Source organism: Chitinophagales bacterium (assembly GCA_019694975.1).
Classification (GTDB): domain Bacteria; phylum Bacteroidota; class Bacteroidia; order Chitinophagales; family UBA10324; genus JACCZZ01.
The window spans coordinates 387,269-407,727 of record JAIBAY010000003.1; the positions used below are offsets into that span (position 1 = coordinate 387,269).

18 protein-coding genes and 2 tRNA genes are annotated in these 20,459 nt (G+C 45.5%); 12 read left to right on the forward strand and 8 right to left on the reverse strand.

Annotated features, from left to right (window positions below; translation table 11 throughout):
* Positions 1 to 77: 77 nt before the first annotated feature.
* The 8 genes from K1X61_07965 to K1X61_08000 all read left to right on the forward strand — a co-directional run bounded on the left by K1X61_07965 (position 78) and on the right by K1X61_08000 (position 6,117).
* Positions 78 to 848, forward strand: a complete 771-nt coding sequence (locus K1X61_07965) for a TatD family hydrolase (protein MBX7108564.1) — start codon at positions 78 to 80, stop codon at positions 846 to 848.
* 50 nt (positions 849 to 898) lie between these two features.
* A tRNA-Ser gene (locus tag K1X61_07970) sits at positions 899 to 986 on the forward strand.
* A 434-nt stretch (positions 987 to 1,420) separates the two neighbouring features.
* Positions 1,421 to 2,794 carry a tryptophanase gene (locus K1X61_07975; GenBank protein MBX7108565.1) on the forward strand — a complete coding sequence of 458 codons (1,374 nt, stop codon included), beginning with the start codon at positions 1,421 to 1,423 and terminating at the stop codon, positions 2,792 to 2,794.
* Between the two features lie 158 nt (positions 2,795 to 2,952).
* Positions 2,953 to 3,456 carry a VCBS repeat-containing protein gene (locus tag K1X61_07980; protein ID MBX7108566.1) on the forward strand — a complete coding sequence of 168 codons (504 nt, stop codon included), beginning with the start codon at positions 2,953 to 2,955 and terminating at the stop codon, positions 3,454 to 3,456.
* Positions 3,457 to 3,659: 203 nt separating this feature from the next.
* Positions 3,660 to 3,746, forward strand: a tRNA-Ser gene (locus tag K1X61_07985).
* Between the two features lie 66 nt (positions 3,747 to 3,812).
* The gene (locus K1X61_07990; protein MBX7108567.1) at positions 3,813 to 4,706 is read left to right on the forward strand and encodes an AraC family transcriptional regulator; all 894 of its coding nucleotides are present in this window, start codon (positions 3,813 to 3,815) and stop codon (positions 4,704 to 4,706) included.
* Between the two features lie 88 nt (positions 4,707 to 4,794).
* The gene (locus tag K1X61_07995; protein ID MBX7108568.1) at positions 4,795 to 5,511 is read left to right on the forward strand and encodes a pirin family protein; all 717 of its coding nucleotides are present in this window, start codon (positions 4,795 to 4,797) and stop codon (positions 5,509 to 5,511) included.
* 66 nt (positions 5,512 to 5,577) lie between these two features.
* Positions 5,578 to 6,117 carry a YceI family protein gene (locus K1X61_08000; GenBank protein MBX7108569.1) on the forward strand — a complete coding sequence of 180 codons (540 nt, stop codon included), beginning with the start codon at positions 5,578 to 5,580 and terminating at the stop codon, positions 6,115 to 6,117.
* Positions 6,118 to 6,317: 200 nt separating this feature from the next.
* Here K1X61_08000 and K1X61_08005 read toward each other — a convergent pair whose 3' ends face one another.
* From K1X61_08005 to K1X61_08015, 3 genes are all read right to left on the reverse strand, one after another.
* Positions 6,318 to 7,022 carry a hypothetical protein gene (locus K1X61_08005; GenBank protein ID MBX7108570.1) on the reverse strand — a complete coding sequence of 235 codons (705 nt, stop codon included), beginning with the start codon at positions 7,020 to 7,022 and terminating at the stop codon, positions 6,318 to 6,320.
* 58 nt (positions 7,023 to 7,080) lie between these two features.
* On the reverse strand, positions 7,081 to 8,037 hold the full coding sequence (locus tag K1X61_08010) for a S1/P1 Nuclease (protein ID MBX7108571.1): 957 nt from the start codon (positions 8,035 to 8,037) through the stop codon (positions 7,081 to 7,083).
* Positions 8,038 to 8,180: 143 nt separating this feature from the next.
* Complete coding sequence (locus K1X61_08015; protein MBX7108572.1) at positions 8,181 to 8,780, reverse strand: DUF502 domain-containing protein; 600 nt, start codon at positions 8,778 to 8,780, stop codon at positions 8,181 to 8,183.
* A 272-nt stretch (positions 8,781 to 9,052) separates the two neighbouring features.
* Here K1X61_08015 and K1X61_08020 point away from each other — a divergent pair, with 272 nt between their 5' ends.
* Positions 9,053 to 10,207 (forward strand): acyl-CoA dehydrogenase, encoded by a 1,155-nt coding sequence (locus tag K1X61_08020; protein MBX7108573.1) that lies wholly within the window; start codon positions 9,053 to 9,055, stop codon positions 10,205 to 10,207.
* A gap of 12 nt (positions 10,208 to 10,219) precedes the next feature.
* On the opposite strand, the gene radC is transcribed toward K1X61_08020, so the two are convergent.
* Together radC and rpsT are read right to left on the reverse strand one after the other, a co-directional pair.
* Positions 10,220 to 10,930 carry a DNA repair protein RadC gene (radC, locus tag K1X61_08025; GenBank protein MBX7108574.1) on the reverse strand — a complete coding sequence of 237 codons (711 nt, stop codon included), beginning with the start codon at positions 10,928 to 10,930 and terminating at the stop codon, positions 10,220 to 10,222.
* Between the two features lie 291 nt (positions 10,931 to 11,221).
* On the reverse strand, positions 11,222 to 11,476 hold the full coding sequence (gene rpsT, locus K1X61_08030; GenBank protein MBX7108575.1) for a 30S ribosomal protein S20: 255 nt from the start codon (positions 11,474 to 11,476) through the stop codon (positions 11,222 to 11,224).
* A gap of 133 nt (positions 11,477 to 11,609) precedes the next feature.
* Between rpsT and K1X61_08035 the strand changes: the two genes are divergently transcribed.
* Positions 11,610 to 12,059, forward strand: a complete 450-nt coding sequence (locus K1X61_08035; GenBank protein ID MBX7108576.1) for a DUF5606 domain-containing protein — start codon at positions 11,610 to 11,612, stop codon at positions 12,057 to 12,059.
* A 75-nt stretch (positions 12,060 to 12,134) separates the two neighbouring features.
* On the opposite strand, the gene dnaN is transcribed toward K1X61_08035, so the two are convergent.
* Positions 12,135 to 13,253, reverse strand: coding sequence for a DNA polymerase III subunit beta (dnaN, locus tag K1X61_08040; protein ID MBX7108577.1), 1,119 nt, complete (start codon positions 13,251 to 13,253; stop codon positions 12,135 to 12,137).
* Positions 13,254 to 13,417: 164 nt separating this feature from the next.
* Between dnaN and K1X61_08045 the strand changes: the two genes are divergently transcribed.
* A complete protein-coding gene (locus tag K1X61_08045; GenBank protein MBX7108578.1) occupies positions 13,418 to 15,169 on the forward strand; it encodes an amino acid permease in 1,752 nt (583 codons plus the stop codon).
* A 141-nt stretch (positions 15,170 to 15,310) separates the two neighbouring features.
* On the opposite strand, the gene rlmN is transcribed toward K1X61_08045, so the two are convergent.
* Positions 15,311 to 16,351 (reverse strand): 23S rRNA (adenine(2503)-C(2))-methyltransferase RlmN, encoded by a 1,041-nt coding sequence (gene rlmN / locus K1X61_08050; GenBank protein MBX7108579.1) that lies wholly within the window; start codon positions 16,349 to 16,351, stop codon positions 15,311 to 15,313.
* Positions 16,352 to 16,594: 243 nt separating this feature from the next.
* Here rlmN and K1X61_08055 point away from each other — a divergent pair, with 243 nt between their 5' ends.
* Entirely contained in the window at positions 16,595 to 18,151 is a 1,557-nt protein-coding gene (locus K1X61_08055; protein MBX7108580.1) for a DUF853 domain-containing protein, read from the forward strand.
* A gap of 110 nt (positions 18,152 to 18,261) precedes the next feature.
* Here the strand turns inward: K1X61_08055 and K1X61_08060 are convergent, their stop codons facing one another.
* Positions 18,262 to 20,163, reverse strand: coding sequence for a hypothetical protein (locus K1X61_08060; protein MBX7108581.1), 1,902 nt, complete (start codon positions 20,161 to 20,163; stop codon positions 18,262 to 18,264).
* Positions 20,164 to 20,459 lie beyond the last annotated feature (296 nt).

Genomic DNA, 20,459 nt, shown 5'->3' on the forward strand with positions numbered 1-20,459 from the left:
GCTGCCAGCCAATAACGACTCCCTGCCAGCTGAGTTATTCAGGCATATATTTGCGCAGGAATCAAGCTAACCCGAACATGGTAGATACCCATTGTCACCTTTACCTTCCGGAATTTGATGCAGACCATGAAGCCATGATGCAAAGAGCATTTGATAAAAACATTGATACCTTCTTGCTTCCGAATGTAGAAGCAGCCACTATTCCAAGCATGCTTAACCTGGTGGAAAAATATCCGCATTCATGCTTTCCGATGATGGGCCTGCATCCTTGTTCAGTTAAAGAAAACTGGAAAGAGGAAGTCGCCGCTATTCACGAGTACCTGTTTGACAGGCCTTCAATCAAATTTTATGGCATTGGCGAAACAGGCCTCGACTATTACTGGTCTAAAGAATTCCTATCACAACAAAAGGAGAATTTTCAACTGCATATTGATTGGGCAAAAGAGCTTTCACTGCCTGTCATTATTCACAGCCGCGAATCGACGGATGATTGCATTGAGATGATTCGCAAAAACAAATCTGAAAGACTGCGCGGCATCTTTCATTGTTTCTCCGGCAATGCTGAACAGGCAACGCAGATCACCGGGCTTGGGTTTTACCTGGGAATTGGCGGTGTTGTAACATTTAAGAACGGAGGACTCGACAGCGTATTGAACATGATTGAGCTTGATTACATTGTGCTGGAAACAGATGCTCCTTATCTCGCTCCGGTTCCTCACCGCGGAAAACGGAATGAAAGCAGTTACCTGCCCCTGATTGCCGAAAAGATTGCCGCCATCAAAAAAGTGTCGGCCGATGAAGTGGCTGCCATCACCACTTCCAATGCAAAACATCTCTTTATGTATTGATTTTGATCAACAAGCAAATTTTATGACCTTTGCGTCCCGCTCAAAAAAAAGGAGAGGTGTCCGAGTGGTTGAAGGAGCACGCCTGGAAAGTGTGTATACTCCTAAAGGGTATCGCGGGTTCGAATCCCGCCCTCTCCGCATATCTTAATTTGTCACACAACCAGGTGTAATGGCAAGCAGCAGTTGAACCTGATGCCATCCGCGCCTTTTCCAAACGAGGCCACGGACCATTCGAACGATGCTTTTCGATGCTAAACTAAAGATCTCATCTGCCAGGGATCGTATCGTTTATTTGTTTTACTGAATATCAGGTATGTCATCACCGGTTGTTGGAGAAATCCTTCCGAAACCCGAGAGATCAGCATTGAAAATGGCGAAGTCCACAGCAATGACCTTTTGCAAAGCAAAATGTGGGTTAATTTGTTCATCTGCATATTTCAATGATATAAATCATATTGAGGCGTAACTGTCATCAGTATCAGCAGCATCCTTTCACTATTATTTTCGCCGGTCCGGATCACCATGGCATTGCATGCAATAGTAAAATCATTTTTCCTGCTAACACTTCCAAGATGACGAAAACAATCATTGAACCATTCAGAATCAAAACCGTAGAGCCGATTACACTTACCACCAAATCGCAACGGCAGCGGTTGCTTTCATCGGCACATTACAATCCTTTCCTCCTTCATTCAAAAGATGTAATCATTGACCTGCTTACTGACAGCGGCACGTCTGCAATGAGCATCCACCAGTGGGCAGGCATCATGCTGGGCGATGAATCTTATGCCGGAGCGGGCAGCTGGCTGAAACTGCAACAGTCGATTCATGACCTAACCGGCATGCCGCATATACTTCCCACCCATCAGGGCAGGGCGGCAGAGCGGATTCTCTACGGTCAGCTTGGTGGTAAAGGAAAGATCTTTATTGCCAACACGCATTTTGATACAACACGCGCCAATATTGAATTTACCGGTGCCACTGCCATCGATTGCCTCACACCGGAGGCAAAAGATCTTAATTCGGAATTTCATTTCAAGGGTAATCTTGACACGGATCAGCTTAAAAAACTGATCAGGCAGCATGGCAGGAAAAACATTGCTGCCATAATTCTCACCGTCACGAATAATACGGGTGGCGGTCAACCGGTTTCCATGAGTAATGCCATGGAAGTGAGAAAAATCTGTGATGAACACGGATTAATGCTGGTGCTTGATATGTGCCGTATTGCCGAAAACAGCTACTTCATACATCACTTTGAAAAAGGATATTCGGCCCAATCCTATGAAGATATAGCACGGCTGATGTGTCGCCTTGCCGATGCCTGTGTGATGAGCGCCAAAAAGGACGGGCTCGCCAACATGGGTGGATTCCTTGCCATCAAAGATGATAAGGTGGCAACCGCTTGCACAAACCTGCTGATCATTACAGAAGGTTTCACGACGTATGGCGGACTTTCGGGCCGCGATATGGAAGCTATAGCTGTTGGGCTGAAAGAAGTTTTTGAACCCGGCTATCTGAAATACAGGATTGAAAGCACGAAGTACCTTGGCAACCATTTATATGAGAAAGGAATACCATTGATGCATCCGATCGGCGGACATGCCGTATATATTGATGCCAAAGAGTTCTATCATCATATTCCTGTTGAACAATACCCGGGGCAGGCACTCGTGTGTGAATTATTTCTTGCAGGTGGCATCCGGTGCGTGGAAATCGGCAGTGTTATGTTTGGCAAGTACAATACAAAAGGAAAATTAGTGCCTGCCACGCAGGAACTTGTCAGGCTGGCAATTCCCAGAAGAGTGTATACACAAAGTCATATTGATTATGTAATTGAAGTGTTTGATGAAGTTTACAAAAACAGGAGCCATGCCAGGGGCTTGCGTATCACCTATGAACCGAAGTTCCTGCGACATTTCACAGCGGAATTCGAAAGAATGTGAACCGTGAAAAAACCGGCAACAGCCCACTTGCATCTCGCCGGCAAAACCTTAAAAGAAGGGAATGGAAATTTGAAGACACTCTATTGCCTGTACGTGGAAATCTAAATTTCCGCAAAACGGATCTTTGGATTTATTTTTGCCGGTCAGAAAAAAATATCATGAAAAAAATTGCGTCCGTATTGCTCATACTGCTATTCGCCATCCGTGTTTCATCAGGACAAGAGATCATTAAAGGTGTCACCAATACCGTTTCACTTGTCAAAAAAAGCGCTAAGCTGCCGTCCATTAAAAACAAGGATGGCTCCACCATTGTACTCTCCTATAAAGAGCCCGACGGATTAAAAGTTATGATGGGCAAAAACGGGAAAAATTTTCCACTATGCGATCCCTTTCCCAATGCACTGATGGTGCAGGTGGCGGAAGCCGATATTGATAATGATGGCAAGCTGGAAATTCTCGTTGGTGCACGCACCTCTGCCGAATCAGTAGAAATAAAAATCTATAAAAAGCCTGAATTTGAAACGCTCTATAAGATCTGGTCATCATTCACCGGAGTGCAGTCGTTTGAATTTCCGGGCGATGGTACCGTAAAACTTTATGATATGAATGGCAAGTCAGGCTTATTTAAGATTAGTGCCGAGGGTAAGCTGACGGAGATATAGCCGAACGCCGCTTCATCTTTTTCCCGGTTCAACTGTTCTTAAGCTTAAACTGCTGTGCAGCAATTGCTCGCCAAAGTGTAACTACTGAGTTGCACCTCTTTATTCATGCATAGCGGCATACTTATCCATTCTAAAATTTCCCAGCAGAAAGATCGAGCGCCACTGCCCGACAGCATCCGGAATTATTTGATACTTTCGCCCACGGAGAGATGCCAGAGTGGTTGAATGGGACGGTCTCGAAAACCGTTTACCGACTTGTCGGTACGAGGGTTCGAATCCCTCTCTCTCCGCTATATCCATCTTACAACCCGCTATTCTTATTTTAGCATTATCATAAGCAGTTTGCCCGGTAAACAATGAAAAATTCCCGTGCTAAAATTCCGCAGCTGGCACTTCTATCCGGCGATAAGCCGGTAAATTTTTTATGCAAGACCATGCAGCAGGTTGAGGAGGAAGAAAATGAGCACCTTCATATTCCGCACCGGCATCATTACTATACGATCATCTGGATTGAAAAAGCAGCAGGCACGCACCATATTGATTTCAAGTCGTATCCCGTACGCAATCAAACGATCTACTTTATCGGGCCTGAACAGGTTCATCTGCTGCAGATAAAACCGCATCCGAAAGGAAGAGTGTTTCTTTTTACGCCTGAATTCCTTGAAATCCATGGCATTCCGCCGCAATTTCTTTCCGGGCTGGGATTGTTTTTTGCCTGTGATGAATTCACGCCAATCCGGTTGAAGCAGTCGCAAATTCCACTACTGAAAAACTATGCAGATCAGATCTTCCTTGAATCTGAAAAGGATGAATACCTGCAACAGGAAGCCATCGCCACCTGGTTAAAACTTTTTCTGATTGCCTGTAAACGCTCGAAAGCTGAGATGGCTGCTTTGGATGCGCCTCCGCAAAATGCAAGGTCAAAGACAGTGAGGGAATTCAAAAGCCTGCTGGAGAAAAAATTTGCAGCGCAGCACAAAGTGCACTACTATGCAAGTGAACTCCACCTTACACCCAACTATCTCAATGAAGTGCTCCGGCAGGAAACCGGACAATCCGCCAAAGACCTGATTCAAAACCGTATTATACTGGAAGCCAGGCGGCTGGCCACCTACTCGGAAAACTCTTTAAAGGAAACAGCCTATCAGCTGGGCTTCGATGATCCTTCTCATTTCAGCAAGTTTTTCCGGAATTGCACCAGGACCGGCTATAGCAATTTCAGGCAGCAAATCCGTAAAATATACCTGTAAGACAATGGTTTTTACATCGCCGGCTCCCAATAAGGGCCGACCTTTGTGCCGTTAATTGCTTCATCTAAAAATTCAGGGGATAATCATTATGGCAACAATCATTCTTCATGAAGCCGGTACACGCGGCCATGCAAACCACGGCTGGCTTGATTCTCACCACACTTTCAGCTTTGCCGGCTATCAAAATGCAGAACGTATTCATTTCGGCGCACTTCGCGTGATGAACGATGACATCGTAAAAGCTGGCACCGGATTCGGAAAGCACCCTCATGATAATATGGAGATCGTTTCCATTCCGCTGAAAGGTGCGCTGGAACACCGTGATACGACGGGCAGGCATGCCATTATCCGCTCAGGCGATGTACAGATCATGAGTGCCGGCTCGGGCATTGCTCATTCAGAAATGAATGCATCAAAATCGGAAGATGTGAACTTCCTGCAGATTTGGGTGTTTCCTAAGCTCCGTGATATTGCACCACGTTACGGTCAGCTGACGTTTGATGCAGCCGGCAGGGTGAATAACTGGCAGGTAGTGGTTTCGCCAGAAGAAACCCCGGAAAGGCTATGGATAAACCAGGATGCCTGGTTTGTGCTGGGCGACTGGGACAAGGGAAGAGAAACCACTTACAGCATCCATAAAAAGGGCAATGGCGTTTATGTATTTAACATCAGCGGAGGGGTAACAGTGAACGGACAGTTGTTGAAGGCACGGGATGGGGCAGGCATCAGCGGTGTTGAGGAAATTGCAATACAGGTACAGGAAAAGGCACAACTGCTGATGATAGAAGTGCCGATGAAGTTCTAACCTGAATCATTCAGGAGAAGTTTGCTCACCTATTTTTTAACCAATAAATCTAAAACAACAACCAGCATGGCAACAGTTAAATGGGCCCTTGATACTTCCCACTCTCAACTCCAGTTTAAAGTAAGGCACATGATGCTTACTACGGTGACCGGCGAATTCAAAAAGTTCGATATACAGGTGGATACCGAAGGCAATGATTTCGGAACAGCGAAGATTAACGTCAGCGTCGACATCGACTCCATCACTTCCGGCGCCGAACAACGTGATGTTCATCTTAAATCAGATGATTTCTTTAATGCGGAAAAATTCCCGCAGATGACCTTTAAAGGTGAGTCGCTGATGCATGTCGGAGATGATCACTGGATTCTGAACGGAGATCTCACCATCCGCGACATCACGAAAAAAGTATCTTTTGAAGTTCTTTACATGGGCATGATTGATGACCCATGGGGCAACAAGAAGGTAGGATTTGAAGTGAATGGTAAAGTGCAGCGCAAAGAGTTTGGGCTCTTATGGAACGTTGTGACGGAAGCCGGTGGTGTGGTGGCAAGTGATGATGTGCGCATACATGGCAATGTGCAATTCATCAGGCAGAAAGAGGCATAATGACATTAACCCGGATATTTCCATTGAAGTATCCGGGTTAATAATTTTTAGCTCCTTCAGCATAAAAGCATGTTAATCCATGAAAGTTTTCATCCGGCAGTTATTCAACTTTCTATCCTTACATCTTATGCGGCTGATTTTGAAAAACCACGGTAGTATTTTACAGAGTGCACGCATGAAATAATTTGCGAAGCCGCCTGTTAATCAATTCCTGCCTGTTTGGATTTCAGACCTTCGATCATCTGCTGCTCTAATTCCAATTCTTCTTTCTTCGTGTCCTGGCTCAGGCGATTGGCTTTCTGATCAATCACAGCCTGATTTATTATCAATTGGCAATCACGAATTTTTTTGGAGTAGGCGGAATCCTGCCGCACAAGATTGTCAAAGTCTCTCATTTTTGCATCCAGGACTCTCTGCGCCGCGGTAATCTCTATACCTACAGCAGCCACTGCTTCGTCGCGCGCAAATTTCCGCACAATACTTTCGGCTGATTTATATTTGTCGGGCTGCCCTGCGGAAGATATGAAAGCACCTCCAAGATCAAAGAAAACCTTCAGGTCAACGCCGCCTGCTTTCTGCTCAACCTGTGCATATACATCAACCAGGTTATTGCCGAATACTTTGATCTCCGCATTGTCGAAGAAATACTCACTTTTCCTGGCATCACCCTTCACATTGTAATTCTTCATATACTTCAGCAGGTCACGCTCGACATCTTCTTTTGATGCGCCAGGTATGTAGACCTGCAGGCAATTATTTACACCCAGTGACATCCTTTCCTTTGATTCCTTCACTTCAATTACAATTTTTTCAACAGGCGCGGCTGCAGCCTTATCGGTTTCCTGCGCCAGCACGATCCTTACTGTCATCAGCAAGGTTGCAAATACCATCAGAAGCTGTTTCATACAAGCATGATTTCACGGTTTACTTTTCAGAACACAATTTATCATTAACAAGGATCACTTATTGATCGTCATGTTCGCGGCCATATATCTTTCCATCCCGCCACGCCCTGTCCATCTCTTCCAGTTCCTGTTGTTCATCGGGCGACACCGGCACTTCCTTCAAATCGTTTAAATTGGGTTTCCCTGCATTTACCCAGGCAGTATACCAGAAGCTTCCGACAGCCAGGATGGCGGCTCTCATTTTACGTTCCTGCATATCATTCAGCTGTTGTTGGTAAGCAGCGGCAAATTCTTTTGAATAGGTCCGCACTGTGGTTTCTCCCTTTTGCTCAAATGCGTATTTGGTGTCGGCATTAAACTGCCGGGATAATTCCTTTTCCATCGTTAGCACTGAATCTACCTGCAGGCTGCTGTTGAGCACAACGTTCCACATATACTCGGATGGCGATTTGATATACTCCGCCTTTCCAACAAAGTAATCGTAGTCATCTCCAAATAGCTCCGGAATGCGCGATTCCCAGAATCCATGAATGCCAACTTGATCGGTGAGCTGTCCGTTATAATTATGCGTACAATGCAACGGTACGTGTGCATCAGCGATGTAGTGTCCGATATCGGCGGAATAATGCAGTATTTTATACTTGTTCTTTTCCTTAAACGCTTCTGTTAACCGGCTCATCATCAGTGGCACATACCATGGCACAATACCATGCATCGTTAAAAAGTCTTCCCCATACTTTGACACCGCATCATTCCAACGGCGCGGCAGGCTGTCGTACGGATATGTTCCATACATGTCAAGATCAATGTAGTGCCGCGGGGCTTCGTCGGGATTGCTGTACCGTCGTTTGTCAGGGTCGACAGCATGTACGGTGATGTATTCAATATTGGATTTGTACAGTGATAACATCTGCGGTGGCAGCGTAAATACCGCAATCCGGTTAATTCTCTGGTGACCCCAGAATCCCCACGAGAGAACGGCGGAATTGGCTATAATCAAAACAGCCAGCGTCATGAATGCTATTACTGTAAACTTGCGCACTATCGTACCAATGAATTTAACGAACAATATTATTGAACGGGCCACTTACCAATGCACTGCTGCAATATGTTATTCAACTTTGTTTCAAATTTAAATCAATCCAATTGATTCCTGTTTCAGTCAGTCTCCGGCTTATATTTTTTACCACTTTCAATTCCTGTAATGCCACCTGAGACAATAAACTTCAGCGCTTCAGTTGCTTCAAATGAATCCAGCACCGTAATGTTTTCCTTAGGTACAAGGTATAGGTTTCCTGAAAAATTATAAGAATGCGGAAAGTACACGGCCGACATTCCGCTGATACCAATCTCGGCCAGGTCTTCTTTAGTGATGAAACCCAGCTTCTGGATTCCGGTATCTTTAAAAAAAGTAACCATGACCGGCTGCGTGAATGATTTTTTGTTTCCGGCAAAAGCTTTAAATAAATCTTTTATCGAATTGTAAATCACTTTGGCAAAAGGCGTTCTTGAAAAAATACTTTCAATAAAATCCATGACCGGATTGAACAAAAAAATGGAGGAGATCAAACCAACCATTGTAACAGTGGTGAGAATAATCAAAAGTCCTAACCCCGGAAATAAGCCGGGGATCAACCCATCGAGCCAACGAATCAGGTATACAATCGTATAAACAGTTATCACGATCGGTGAAACGAAGAGCAATCCGCGGAAGAAGTAATTCGTAAGCTGCCGCATCCATTTTGGATAGTTTTTCATAAGTGGTTGGTTTGCGTCATGAAGATCAATGTTGTTTGCCGTAAAGATTTCAGGACTTTGCCGTCAAAAATAGCCGTAATGCATGAATTGAATGGCTTTGACACTGAAAAGCAGTGTTATTAAAAGTATTATCCTGTCACATAAAATGCATGCACTCCAATGGTAATCTCGTAAATGCAGATTGCTCTATTAAAGTCTCCGCTTACCGGACAAGGATAAAAGTCTTTAGCGAAAGATTTCTATTTTTACCACCATTCAGAAAAACATAGCCGATGAATTTCCAATTGACCGAAGAGCACCTGATGATTCAGAAAGCAGCACGTGATTTTGCACAGCAGCAATTGTTGCCCGGTGTGATTGAGCGTGATGAGAAACAAAAATTTCCGTTAGAGCAGGTGCAGCAACTCGCTGAACTTGGATTTATGGGCATGATGGTATCCGATGAATACGGGGGTAGTGGCCTCGATACCATTTCCTATGTCACTGCCATGGAAGAAATTTCCAAAGTAGATGCCTCTGCATCGGTTTGCATGTCGGTCAATAATTCGCTGGTATGCTGGGGACTGGAGACGTATGGTTCTGAAGCACAAAAACAGCAATACCTGGTGCCATTGGCTCGCGGCATGAAAGAGGGTGCTCTTTATCTTGGTGCCTTTTGCCTTTCAGAACCGGAAGCCGGCAGTGATGCCACTTCACAACGCACCACTGCAATAGATATGGGCGATCACTACCTGCTGAATGGCACTAAAAACTGGATTACAAATGGCAACACGGCTTCCGTTTATCTTGTTATTGCGCAGACTGACGTGGCAAAAGGAAGTCGCGGCATCAATGCCTTTATAGTGGAAAAAGCATGGCCGGGAGTAACGGTGGGTGCAAAAGAAAACAAGTTAGGTATACGGGGAAGTGACACGCACTCTATCATGTTCCAGGATGTGAAGGTTCCGAAAGAGAACAGGATTGGAGAAGATGGTTTCGGATTCCGCTTCGCAATGAAAACACTGGCGGGCGGCAGAATCGGTATTGCTTCGCAGGCATTGGGCATCGCTTCCGGTGCTTACGAACTGGCACTTGCCTATTCCAAACAACGGAAGGCCTTTGGTAAAGAAATTTCACAACACCAGGCTATTCAGTTCAAGCTGGCTGACATGGCCACAGAAATTGAAGCTGCACGGTTGCTTATCCTTAAATCTGCCTGGGAGAAGGATCAACATCTTGACTATACCTTATCAGGAAGCATAGCCAAAGTATTTGCTTCAGAAGTGGCGATGAAAACGACGGTGGAAGCGGTACAGATTCACGGCGGTTACGGATATGTGAAGGAATACCATGTGGAAAGACTGATGCGCGACGCTAAAATCACACAGATTTATGAAGGAACGAGTGAAGTGCAACGCATCGTTATATCGCGCTCCATTCTTAAATAAACCTTCACCGCATCACATCATGCCTTCATCTGCGAAACTGTAATAGCTGCCATCGCCGATGATCAGGTGATCAAATACAGTGATTTCAAGTGTCTTTCCTGCCTCCTTCATTTTTTTAGTCAGCTCAATATCGGCCTGGCTGGGCTGCAGGTTACCGGAAGGATGATTGTGAGAAAGTATCAGCGACGTGGCATCGGCCTTGATAGCTACATTAAATATCTTTCTCGGGTCGGCCACCGTTCCGGTTAAGCCGCCTTCGCTGATGCGTTCTGCTCCTATCACTTTGTTGGCCCGGTTTAATAGTAAAATCCAGAATTCTTCATACATGAAATCTGCCATCTTCGGATAAAGGATATCGAATGCATCACGGCTTGAGGTAATTTTTTCCTTTTCCTTTACCGCCGACATCTGTCGCCTTCTTCCCAGTTCCAGCGCCGCAACAATAGTAATTGCTTTGGTGGCTCCCAAACCCTGAATGCCCATAGCCAGTATCTCATGAACACCTAACTTACTCAGTGCGGCGAGGTCGTAGTTTGACCGCCTCAGTAGTTCCATAGAGATATCCACGGCAGTTTTGTCGCGGGAACCGGTACGCAGTAAAATCGCAATCAGTTCTGATTCGGTGAGTGTATGCCGGCCTTTAATCATCAGCTTTTCCCGTGGCCGGTCTTCTTCTGCCCAACTCCTGATACCTGCAGGTTCGGGATATAATCCCGCATGCATTCCTTCCTTTTTTGCCATAGTATATAAGATATAAGAATGGAAAAGGTAATGATTTTTTCAGAATTGCAGCGAGGCCGTTGATAAAGGAAAATAATTTATTCCTGCTTCCTGCTTTAAATGAAATAGCCCCTCATAATAAATAAATAGCTGCCTGCTGCTTTGCTGAACTTGCAGTGTGATTAGATCACCGGTGATTAAGCCGGCGATGGATTTCCGGGCAACAGGAGTTGATATAAAAAGAACAGAGGTGCAACTGTTCAGCTACACCTCTGCATCTTACGAAAACAAAGTTTATTTCAATCCATTCATCCGCTTCATCAGCCCTGACTTGAGGTTATCTGCTTTCTTTTTATGGATGATATTACGTTTTGCCAGCTTATCAATCATAGCTACGGTATCTGGAAGTAATTTTTTTGCCTCTTCCTTGGTATCCACAGCACGCAAATCCCTTACGGCATTCCTGGTTGTTTTGCCAAAATAGCGGTTATGTTCCCTTCTTTTCTTTGCCTGGCGATCGGCTTTTTTCGCATTCCTGGTATTTGCCATTGAACTTTACTTTTAATTTTTGAGGACGCAAAGATAACCCAATCCGCTTATTTACAAAATCAAATCCTGCATTATTTCAATTGCCGGACGCGGTTTTATCACTACTTTTGAGACGCAAAAAAAACGATACTTCATGGAGTTTAAAGACATCCTGTCCATCAGTGGCCTTCCCGGCCTTCATTCATTAATTTCCACGAAGGGAAACGGCATTGTGGTAAAATCCCTGGAAGATGGCAAAACACAATTCGTTTCGTCGCGCATTCATGGTATTTCATCGCTTGATAACATATCCGTTTACAGGAGCCAGGACGAAACAATCAGCCTGAGAAATGTATTGGCTGAGATGCATAAGCAGGAAAGCACGCTGCCACTTCCCGACCCAAAATCAGATCCTGAAACGCTGAAAAACTATTTCAGGCAAATCATTCCCGATTATGATGAAGAAAGGGTGCACTTCAGTGATATGAAAAAGATGATTAAGTGGCACCAGTTGCTCAGGCAGCATGATTCCATTCCAAGTGCAGAAGAGCCGGAAATTGCTGATACCGCCGAAGATAAAAGCGGTAAGGAAGCAGAAGCGTGAATATTTCCACTACATCGCTTAACTGCGCATTATTAGCAATGAGCGCTTATTTGCTTCAGGCAGGAATTCAGCCTATCAACTGTTGGCCATAATCGGCATTACCAGCATCAAAAGGTCTTCGTTATCCTTTTTATTTACCGGAGTCATGATGCATGCACGGGAAGGAGTTGAAAATTCAAACTGAACCTCTTCCTCATTCATGGAAGCAATCATGTCGATGACAAATTTCGCATTGAAGGCAATCTCCAGGTCTTCGCCATCATACTGACAGGTAAGTGTTTCATTCCCTTCATTGGAAAAATCTATGTCGCGCGTGTTGATACTCAGTTCACTGCCGCTCATTTTCAACGTAGCCTGATGTGTTGTTTTGTTGGACAATACCACCAACCTGCGCAATGAACTCAGCAGATCACCGGAATTGATCGTGAGTTTATTAGGGTTCTCCGTCGGAATTACAGCCATATAATCGGGATAACGTGCATCAATCAGGCGGCAGATAAGTTTCACATAACCGAAATTAAAAAAGGCATTCGAGCTGTTGTAAGAGATCTTCACCTGCGTTTCTTCGGCAGGCAATGCATTCCCAAGTAATTGCAGGGCTTTTTTCGGAACAATGAAAGACGTTGATTTCACTGCCTTTGCATCCAGTCGCTTGTACCGTACCAAACGGTGTGCATCCGTTGCCACGAAAGTGATGCCTTCCGGCGAAAGTTCGAAGTTGACACCGGTCATTGCAGGCCTCATATCATCGGCGCCTACTGCAAACAATGTTTTACCGATGGCATTGGCAATAACTGATGAGGGCAATTTGATTTCCTTTGTTTCTTCAGGAACAGGTATCCTGGGAAAATCATCGCCATTCTCGCCGGTCAGCCTGTACTTTCCTTTATCGGAAGTTATCTCAATGGCGAGGCTATCATCGTTTATAGTGAAAGTCAGCGGTTGCTCGGGAAGTGTCTTCAATATATCCATCAGTAATTTGGCCGGAATGGCAATCTTTCCTTCTTCATTGGCTTCCACATCAAGCGATGAACTCATGGATGTTTCCAGGTCAGTGGAAAAGACCGTCAGCTTGCTTTCCCTAATGTCGAAAAGAAAATCTTCCAGAATCGGAAGCACCGTGTTTGAACTCACCACACCTGCTATCAGTTGCAATTGTTTAAGCAATGAACCTGACGACACTATAAATTTCATACGATCCTGATTTTTTTAAAGACCCGCAAGATAATGATTTTAGAAAAATGGTATAATTAAGTAGTTAACAGCTTGTGGACATCAGTCTGAACAACTTCCGCTGATTGCTTATAATTTGTCCTCACCATTTTTTTTCTCATTTTGTACTCCATAAAAACATTTTCATGAATCTGAATCAGCTCTTCCGGCGAAAATCTGTGGATTATATATTGAAACAAGTGAAGGCCGGAGAAAGCGATGCCGATCACGTCTCCTTATCAAAACATCTCGGCGTACGCGATCTCACTGCATTCGGTATTGCAGCCATCATTGGTGCCGGCGTTTTCAGCACAATCGGCAATGCAAGTTTTAACGGTGGCCCGGGCGTGGTGTTGTTATTTATTTTCACTGCTTTTGCCTGCGGATTTGCAGCTTTTGCCTATGCAGAATTCGCTTCACTCGTACCGGTGTCGGGCAGTGCATACACGTACTCTTATGTTGCTTTCGGTGAACTGGTAGCCTGGTTTATCGGATGGGCTTTAATTATGGAATATGCCGTTGGTAATGTGGTGGTGGCTGTATCATGGTCTGACTATTTCACCGGTCTCCTCGATAAGATAACCATTCCCTTTCTCGGCATTCAGGGCATTCACGTTCCCGAATGGGCAAGCATCGATTACCTTTCAGCGCAGAGTGGATTTAAAGCGGCAGCGGCGGAAATGGCTGCAGGCAGAGGCCTTCATGAGCTGAATACTGCGCAGCAGACAGCCTACCTCGCCTGGACACAAGCACCCTTACTGGGCAGCTTCCACCTGATTGCAGATCTGCCGGCAATAGCAATCGTTTTGCTGATCACTGCACTCATCTACCGTGGCATTAAAGAAACCCGTAACGCAAGTAACATTATGGTCGCCATCAAGCTCACCATCGTGCTGCTTGTGATTGCCATCGGTGTCTTTTATGTCAATACCGATAACTGGAACCCATTTCTGCCCAATGGCATTGTCGGTGTATTGTCCGGCGTTTCCGCAGTTTTTTTCGCCTATATTGGTTTTGATGCCATTTCTACAACGGCAGAAGAATGTGTGAACCCTGAGCGGGACCTGCCAAAGAGCATCATGTATTCCATCATCATCTGCACGATCCTGTATGTGGCCATAGCGCTGGTATTAACAGGCATGGTAAGTTACGATCAGCTGGCAGTGGGTGATCCGCTGGCTTTTGTTTTTGAAAAAGTAAACCTTAACTGGATATCCGGTGTAATTGCCATCAGTGCTGTTGTAGCGATGGCCAGCGTTTTGCTGGTGTTTCAGATGGGGCAACCCAGGATCTGGATGAGTATGAGCCGCGATGGTTTACTTCCTGATAAGTTCGCCACGGTGCACCGCAGGTTTAAAACACCCTCCTTCTCTACCATTGTAACCATGCTGGTAGTCGTGATACCAATACTGGTTATTCCAACCAATATCGTTTTGGATCTCACCTCTATGGGCACCTTATTTGCCTTTGTGCTCGTTTGCGGAGGCGTGCTGAGAATGCAAATTGATCCGGATGCACCTAAGGGCAAGTTTAAAACACCTTACATCAACGCGAAGTACATTTTGCCAATATTGCTGGCAGTGTCTGTGTACCTGGTATTCACGCAGGCCACCGGCTGGAAAAATCAGATGCTTGATTTTTCCGGGTGGGATGTTATTGCTTCCAATTTTCCCATGTGGCTCTTCGTGCTGCTTTGCTTCGCCCTGAGTTATTTCTCATTTACCCATAGCCTCTCCCTGATACCGGTGCTGGGTTTGATATTCTGTTTCTATATGATGGCGCAAATACATTATGTAAGCTGGATCGGCTTCGTGATATGGCTGGTGATAGGATTGGCTATCTACTTTTCTTATGGCTTTTATCACAGCCGGCTGCATATATTAGGTAAGCAAAGTTGATTTGCTGAAGTGTGAAGAAAATGACATCAGCAGCATGGCTGTAAAATTATCTGCAGCGACTCAATTTGCACATTGACAGATAACCTCATTCCTGATATACTGTGCAAGCTATCGGTAACGTCCTGGATAAAATTAAAGGCACTATTTATTTGCCAGTTGCCCGCAGGCTGCATCAATGTCTTTGCCCCTGCTTCGCCGGATAGTGGCAATGACACCATGGTTATTGAGAAAATCACAGAAATGCTGCGCTCTGTCGTCAGCAGCGCGCCGGAATGGAACATTTTCCACCTTATTGTATTCAATGAGGTTTACCCTGGCAGGTATACGTTCACAGATCTTCGCCAGTTGACGTGCATCCTCCACATAATCATTGAAATGATCGAGTAATATATATTCAAAAGAAATGCGGTTACCCGTTTTCGTGGCGAAATAGTGAAGCGCCTCAATGAGTGACTCAAGATCATTGGTTTCATTAATCGGCATGATCTCGTTGCGTTTCGTATCATTGGCAGCATGCAGCGAAAGCGCCAGCCGGAAACGCACCTCATCATCGCCTAATTTGCGGATCATCTTTGCAATACCGGCTGTTGAAACAGTAATTCTCCTGGGAGACATGCCCAATCCTTCCGGCGATGATATCTTCTCCACTGCTTTCATCACCTCGGCGTAATTTAAAAGGGGTTCACCCATGCCCATGAAAACGATATTCGTAAGGCCCCGGCCATGCACCGATAATGCTTCCCTGTTGATGAGCACTACCTGGTCAAATATTTCATCAAAATTCAAATTGCGCTTACGTCCCATTTTGCCCGTTGCACAAAACTTACAGGTGAGTGAACAACCAACCTGCGAAGAAACACAGGCTGTGAGGCGGTCAGTAGCCGGTATCAGCACGCCTTCAATAAAATAACCTTCATAAGTTTTGAAGCGCATCTTCACCGTTCCGTCTCTGCTCTGTTGCTTTTCATCAGCTGACAATGAGTTGATCACAAAATCATCGTTCAGTTTACTGCGCAGTTCTTTTGAGAGGTTTGTCATCTCCTCAAATGACCCTGCTCCTTTCTGCCAGAGCCATTCATAGATTTGTCTGGCGCGAAAAGTTTTCTCGCCTGCATTTTCGAGATATGACTTAATATCCGCTAAACTCAGGGTGCGGAAATCTTTTTGTGCTGACGCAATCATGGATTAAAGATAAGGAAATAGGTACTGGAATAACGGTACTCTTCCGTGAGCAGAGAAAATCCGGATTAGCAAGTTAGTGCTACACAACAGGCCTTAATTGATGCATTAATGGTAGTCAGGAACCCAAAACCAATTTTGCGATACCGGATCTTCTGCTCGTCAACAGGTCAGCCTGCAATTAATTCTCCAGGGATCAACCAATCTTTAATTTCCTTTTCTAAATTGCATAAAATGTATTTCTGAATGGCAGATCAACAAAAGTTCGCTGAAGAACTGGATGCATCCTATCAGTTTTCCGGCGCCGCTATCACCTTGGGTGCAGGAATGATTGATGGCGCATGCATGACTAATCACCTGGTAAAAATTCCACTTAAAACAATTAACCGCCATGGGTTGATTGCCGGAGCTACGGGCACGGGTAAAACGAAATCGCTGCAGTTGCTGGCAGAAGGACTTTCGGCCAATGGTGTACCTACCCTGCTGATGGATATCAAAGGTGACCTGAGCGGAATCGCCATGGCGGGTTCACTGAATCCAAGGATTGAAGAGCGTTCGAAAAAAACCGGTGTCGCATGGAGTCCGGCCTCCTTTCCGGCGGAGTTGCTGAGTCTGACGGCACAGGAGGGTGTTCGGTTACGGGCCACCGCTTCTGAATTCGGACCGGTATTACTGGCGAAGATTTTAGACCTGAACGAAACACAACAAGGTGTACTGGCCATGATCTTCAAATATTGCGATGATAAAAAGCTACCGCTGCTTGACCTGGAAGACCTCAAAAAAGTGCTGCAATATATTGCCGCCGAAGGCAAAGCTGAAATTGAAAAAGATTACGGTGCTGTTTCCACCGTGTCGTCCGGCACCATCCTTCGGAAAGTGATTGAGCTGGAACAACAGGGCGCAGCGGGATTTTTTGGAGAACCTTCATTTGATCCGCACGATTTGCTGCGTACGGATGCCAATGGCAATGCTTTTATCAATGTGATCCGTTTAACGGATATACAGGATCGCCCGAAACTATTCTCCACTTTCATGTTATCGCTGCTTGCCGAAGTGTACAGCTCCTTTCCGGAAATCGGCGATGCGGATAAACCAAAGCTGGTTTTATTTATTGATGAAGCGCACCTGATTTTCAGTGATGCTTCCAAGCAATTACTCGATCAGCTGGAAACCACCATCAAACTCATTCGCTCAAAAGGTGTCGGTGTGATTTTTTGTACGCAAAATCCACAGGATATTCCGGCAGTGATTCTCAGCCAGCTTGGGTTGAAGATTCAGCATGCATTGCGCGCCTTCACCGCAGCCGACCGGAAGACGATTAAAACGGCGGCAGAGAACTTTCCCGAATCAGCTTATTACAAGACCGATGAGTTGCTTACACAACTGGGAATTGGTGAAGCATTGGTAACTGCTCTTAATGAAAAAGGAATACCCACGATGCTCACTGCCACGATGATGTGTTCGCCTTCATCAAGGATGGATATACTGACTGATGACGAAATTAAAAAACTGGTGCAGCAATCGCAGCTGGTGCGCGTGTACAACCAGGTGCTTGACCGCGACAGTGCATTTGAGATGCTTAGCAGGCGCATGAAGGATGCAACCGAATCCGGTAACGGCGATGTAAAGACAAAAGCATCAACGGAGAAAGCAGAAAAGAAAAAAACTACGCGCGAAGAGCCGGGCTCATTTGAGAAAATCCTGAAAAGCCCTGTGGTGAGATCGATGGGAGTTGCAGTGGCAGGCCTGGTAACACGCAGCCTGCTGGGGTCATTAGGGTTGAAGAGCAAAACGAGGAGATAAACGCTGACTTCGGATTTCTTACTTATCAGATCCGTTTTCCCCTCTATTCGGCTCAACAACTTCCTTTCGTTTATTCATGCAATCAGAAAAGTCGGAATACACCACAAGTTTTATCTCGGATAAGGCATAATATCGACCTGTGTTTTCGACCTGGGAAAATAACCGAGTGTCAATACATTCACTGAATATGGACCGATGAGTACCTGGCCTGTTACCGTTTCTGTTTGCGGCACAATAACATCCTGATCATTGTCTGTATTCTCCGCCAGGTAATCACTGCCGCCGATCCAGTCATGAACGATCGTGCCGGTGACAGGTTTACCTCCCCATGATACATCAATGGTTTGTGCGGATGCTGATTTATTCACGATGATCAGCCTACCCGTACCATCATAATCGCGGAATGCACGCATGCATAAGGATGCCCCTTCGGTAATGGAACTGCCAATTTCAGAAACAAACGGTGAAACCGGCTGAGGACCATATTGCACCATGGCCATCATGCCACCGGATATATCCACCCCGTATGACATTTGTGCCTGTGACAAACCTTCATTTACAATCTGCAAAGCGCGGCCATGAGCGCTGAAATAAACTTCATAATCTTTAAATGCCGGATCAGACGATGCAGATGGAAGTGTGCTGACGGCACTTAAATCTAAAAGGCCGGCCTTACGCGACAGATCGGGATAATCTGTAAATGAAAGCAATCCATTTGCAGCAAAGGGAATCACCGAAGGAAGAATATTATCCGGTGTTGAGCAGTAAGCATCACTGGCAATAGTTTGCCAGTTGAGTGTTTTCTTCAATTTAAAAGAACCCCAGCTTAAGGCGCTGTTTGGCGCCAGGCTTTGTATATCCACATTCTTTACCTGCGGAAATTGTGTGAGCCCGGTAAGCACTTCAGAAAGAAAGACGGCATCATACAGCGTACCGCGCAGCAGGCATTCACTGCTCACATTCAATTCGCTGATGAGAATGGGCATATCCGGCTTGCCGCCATAGGTAGTATTGTTGGCGATATAATAGTTCTGAATCAGTTCATACAGGTATAGAGGATTGCCGGCCAGTGTTTTCAATGCATCAGCAGTGGTTTCATTATCCTTTGCTGCCGCAGGATACCAGTGAAAAGAGATCGCATCCCAGAAAGGGCCGTTATTTTTAGCATAGTCCCAAATGGCCTGGTCAAAATGGCCGCAGTAGTCATCATCGGTTTCTCCGTTGTAGGTTACTGAAACCAGCTTACCCGGACTGAACATCACAGCCGTTTTTGCATCCGGCATCTCTGATTTTATGGCATCATTAAAGAGTTTAACCCAGGCGACATATACACGGCCGTTGAAATGACCGAGATGTTCATCTGTCTTAGGTGTCATGCCGAGTTGCGCTGCAATAATTTCATAGAAATTGATTTTCTTCTGCAGGTAAGGCTCATTCATCAGGTCGAAATAGGCCACACGAATTCCGTTGTCGCGCACATAGGCGGCAAGTTCCCTGGCCGAAGCAGTGAAATCAGTGGCAGGAAAGGCAGGGATATCCGTGATGCTGTTGATTGCGATAATCGCTTTCGCATTCAGTGGTGCGAGTATCAGGTTAGAAAAATCAAGCAAACTTGTGCCGCCTTTGCTGCGGTTGATGGCCTGCCCTTTATACTCATCACTTGTGGATGCAGCTTCGTCGAGGCCGAATTCCACAGAGCGTTCAATATAACTTGTAGGGATATCACCGGTGTGCCAGTCAAATTTGGCCGATGCTCCGCCGGGCCAACGAATCATTTTAGGATAGAGTGATTGTGTGGCGTTCACAAAAAGCGGGTCGTTGTAACGCCAGGTGGTCTTTGCTTCATTCGAAGCGAATCCGGAGTAACCGGCTGGAAGCACATAGGGCATGTTGCTGATCACGTTAACACTCACATGATAGTCCTGTGCATGTACAAGAACTGGTGCAAAGCCGAAAGCTATCGCAACCGGCAGGAAGAAAGCTTTCAGGGCTTCCTTAACGGGTGTATGCATAAATTGGTGTTTAGCACATCTGCATCCAAAGCGAAACCTCCGGAAGACGCGGCACACATGTGCTTTTGCTTTCCGGCCTGTTGCAGCAATGAATTCACATTAATTCATAGCATCCACACACAGCGGGGAGTGCTTGTGCCTGTAATCATGGATGCTGCAATGGAAAAATACAGTACCCAATGCAGCAGCCACCGCCTGATACAGCGGCTATTGCATTTGAATAAAAATTCAGGTACTGTACTGATGATGGCTTTCCAAATATCAGCTCCCCCCCCAACTTCACAATATCTTTTTGG

Excerpts from the sequence above, each read along its gene's own strand:
- K1X61_07965 (MBX7108564.1), top strand. The coding sequence starts at position 78 with ATGGTAGATACCCATTGTCACCTTTACCTTCCGGAATTTGATGCAGAC.
- K1X61_07975 (MBX7108565.1), top strand. The coding sequence starts at position 1,421 with ATGACGAAAACAATCATTGAACCATTCAGAATCAAAACCGTAGAGCCG.
- K1X61_07980 (MBX7108566.1), top strand. The coding sequence starts at position 2,953 with ATGAAAAAAATTGCGTCCGTATTGCTCATACTGCTATTCGCCATCCGT.
- K1X61_07990 (MBX7108567.1), top strand. The coding sequence starts at position 3,813 with ATGAAAAATTCCCGTGCTAAAATTCCGCAGCTGGCACTTCTATCCGGC.
- K1X61_07995 (MBX7108568.1), top strand. The coding sequence starts at position 4,795 with ATGGCAACAATCATTCTTCATGAAGCCGGTACACGCGGCCATGCAAAC.
- K1X61_08000 (MBX7108569.1), top strand. The coding sequence starts at position 5,578 with ATGGCAACAGTTAAATGGGCCCTTGATACTTCCCACTCTCAACTCCAG.
- K1X61_08005 (MBX7108570.1), bottom strand. The coding sequence starts at position 7,022 with ATGAAACAGCTTCTGATGGTATTTGCAACCTTGCTGATGACAGTAAGG.
- K1X61_08010 (MBX7108571.1), bottom strand. The coding sequence starts at position 8,037 with ATGACGCTGGCTGTTTTGATTATAGCCAATTCCGCCGTTCTCTCGTGG.
- K1X61_08015 (MBX7108572.1), bottom strand. The coding sequence starts at position 8,780 with ATGAAAAACTATCCAAAATGGATGCGGCAGCTTACGAATTACTTCTTC.
- K1X61_08020 (MBX7108573.1), top strand. The coding sequence starts at position 9,053 with ATGAATTTCCAATTGACCGAAGAGCACCTGATGATTCAGAAAGCAGCA.
- radC (MBX7108574.1), bottom strand. The coding sequence starts at position 10,930 with ATGCATGCGGGATTATATCCCGAACCTGCAGGTATCAGGAGTTGGGCA.
- rpsT (MBX7108575.1), bottom strand. The coding sequence starts at position 11,476 with ATGGCAAATACCAGGAATGCGAAAAAAGCCGATCGCCAGGCAAAGAAA.
- K1X61_08035 (MBX7108576.1), top strand. The coding sequence starts at position 11,610 with ATGGAGTTTAAAGACATCCTGTCCATCAGTGGCCTTCCCGGCCTTCAT.
- dnaN (MBX7108577.1), bottom strand. The coding sequence starts at position 13,253 with ATGAAATTTATAGTGTCGTCAGGTTCATTGCTTAAACAATTGCAACTG.
- K1X61_08045 (MBX7108578.1), top strand. The coding sequence starts at position 13,418 with ATGAATCTGAATCAGCTCTTCCGGCGAAAATCTGTGGATTATATATTG.
- rlmN (MBX7108579.1), bottom strand. The coding sequence starts at position 16,351 with ATGATTGCGTCAGCACAAAAAGATTTCCGCACCCTGAGTTTAGCGGAT.
- K1X61_08055 (MBX7108580.1), top strand. The coding sequence starts at position 16,595 with ATGGCAGATCAACAAAAGTTCGCTGAAGAACTGGATGCATCCTATCAG.
- K1X61_08060 (MBX7108581.1), bottom strand. The coding sequence starts at position 20,163 with ATGCATACACCCGTTAAGGAAGCCCTGAAAGCTTTCTTCCTGCCGGTT.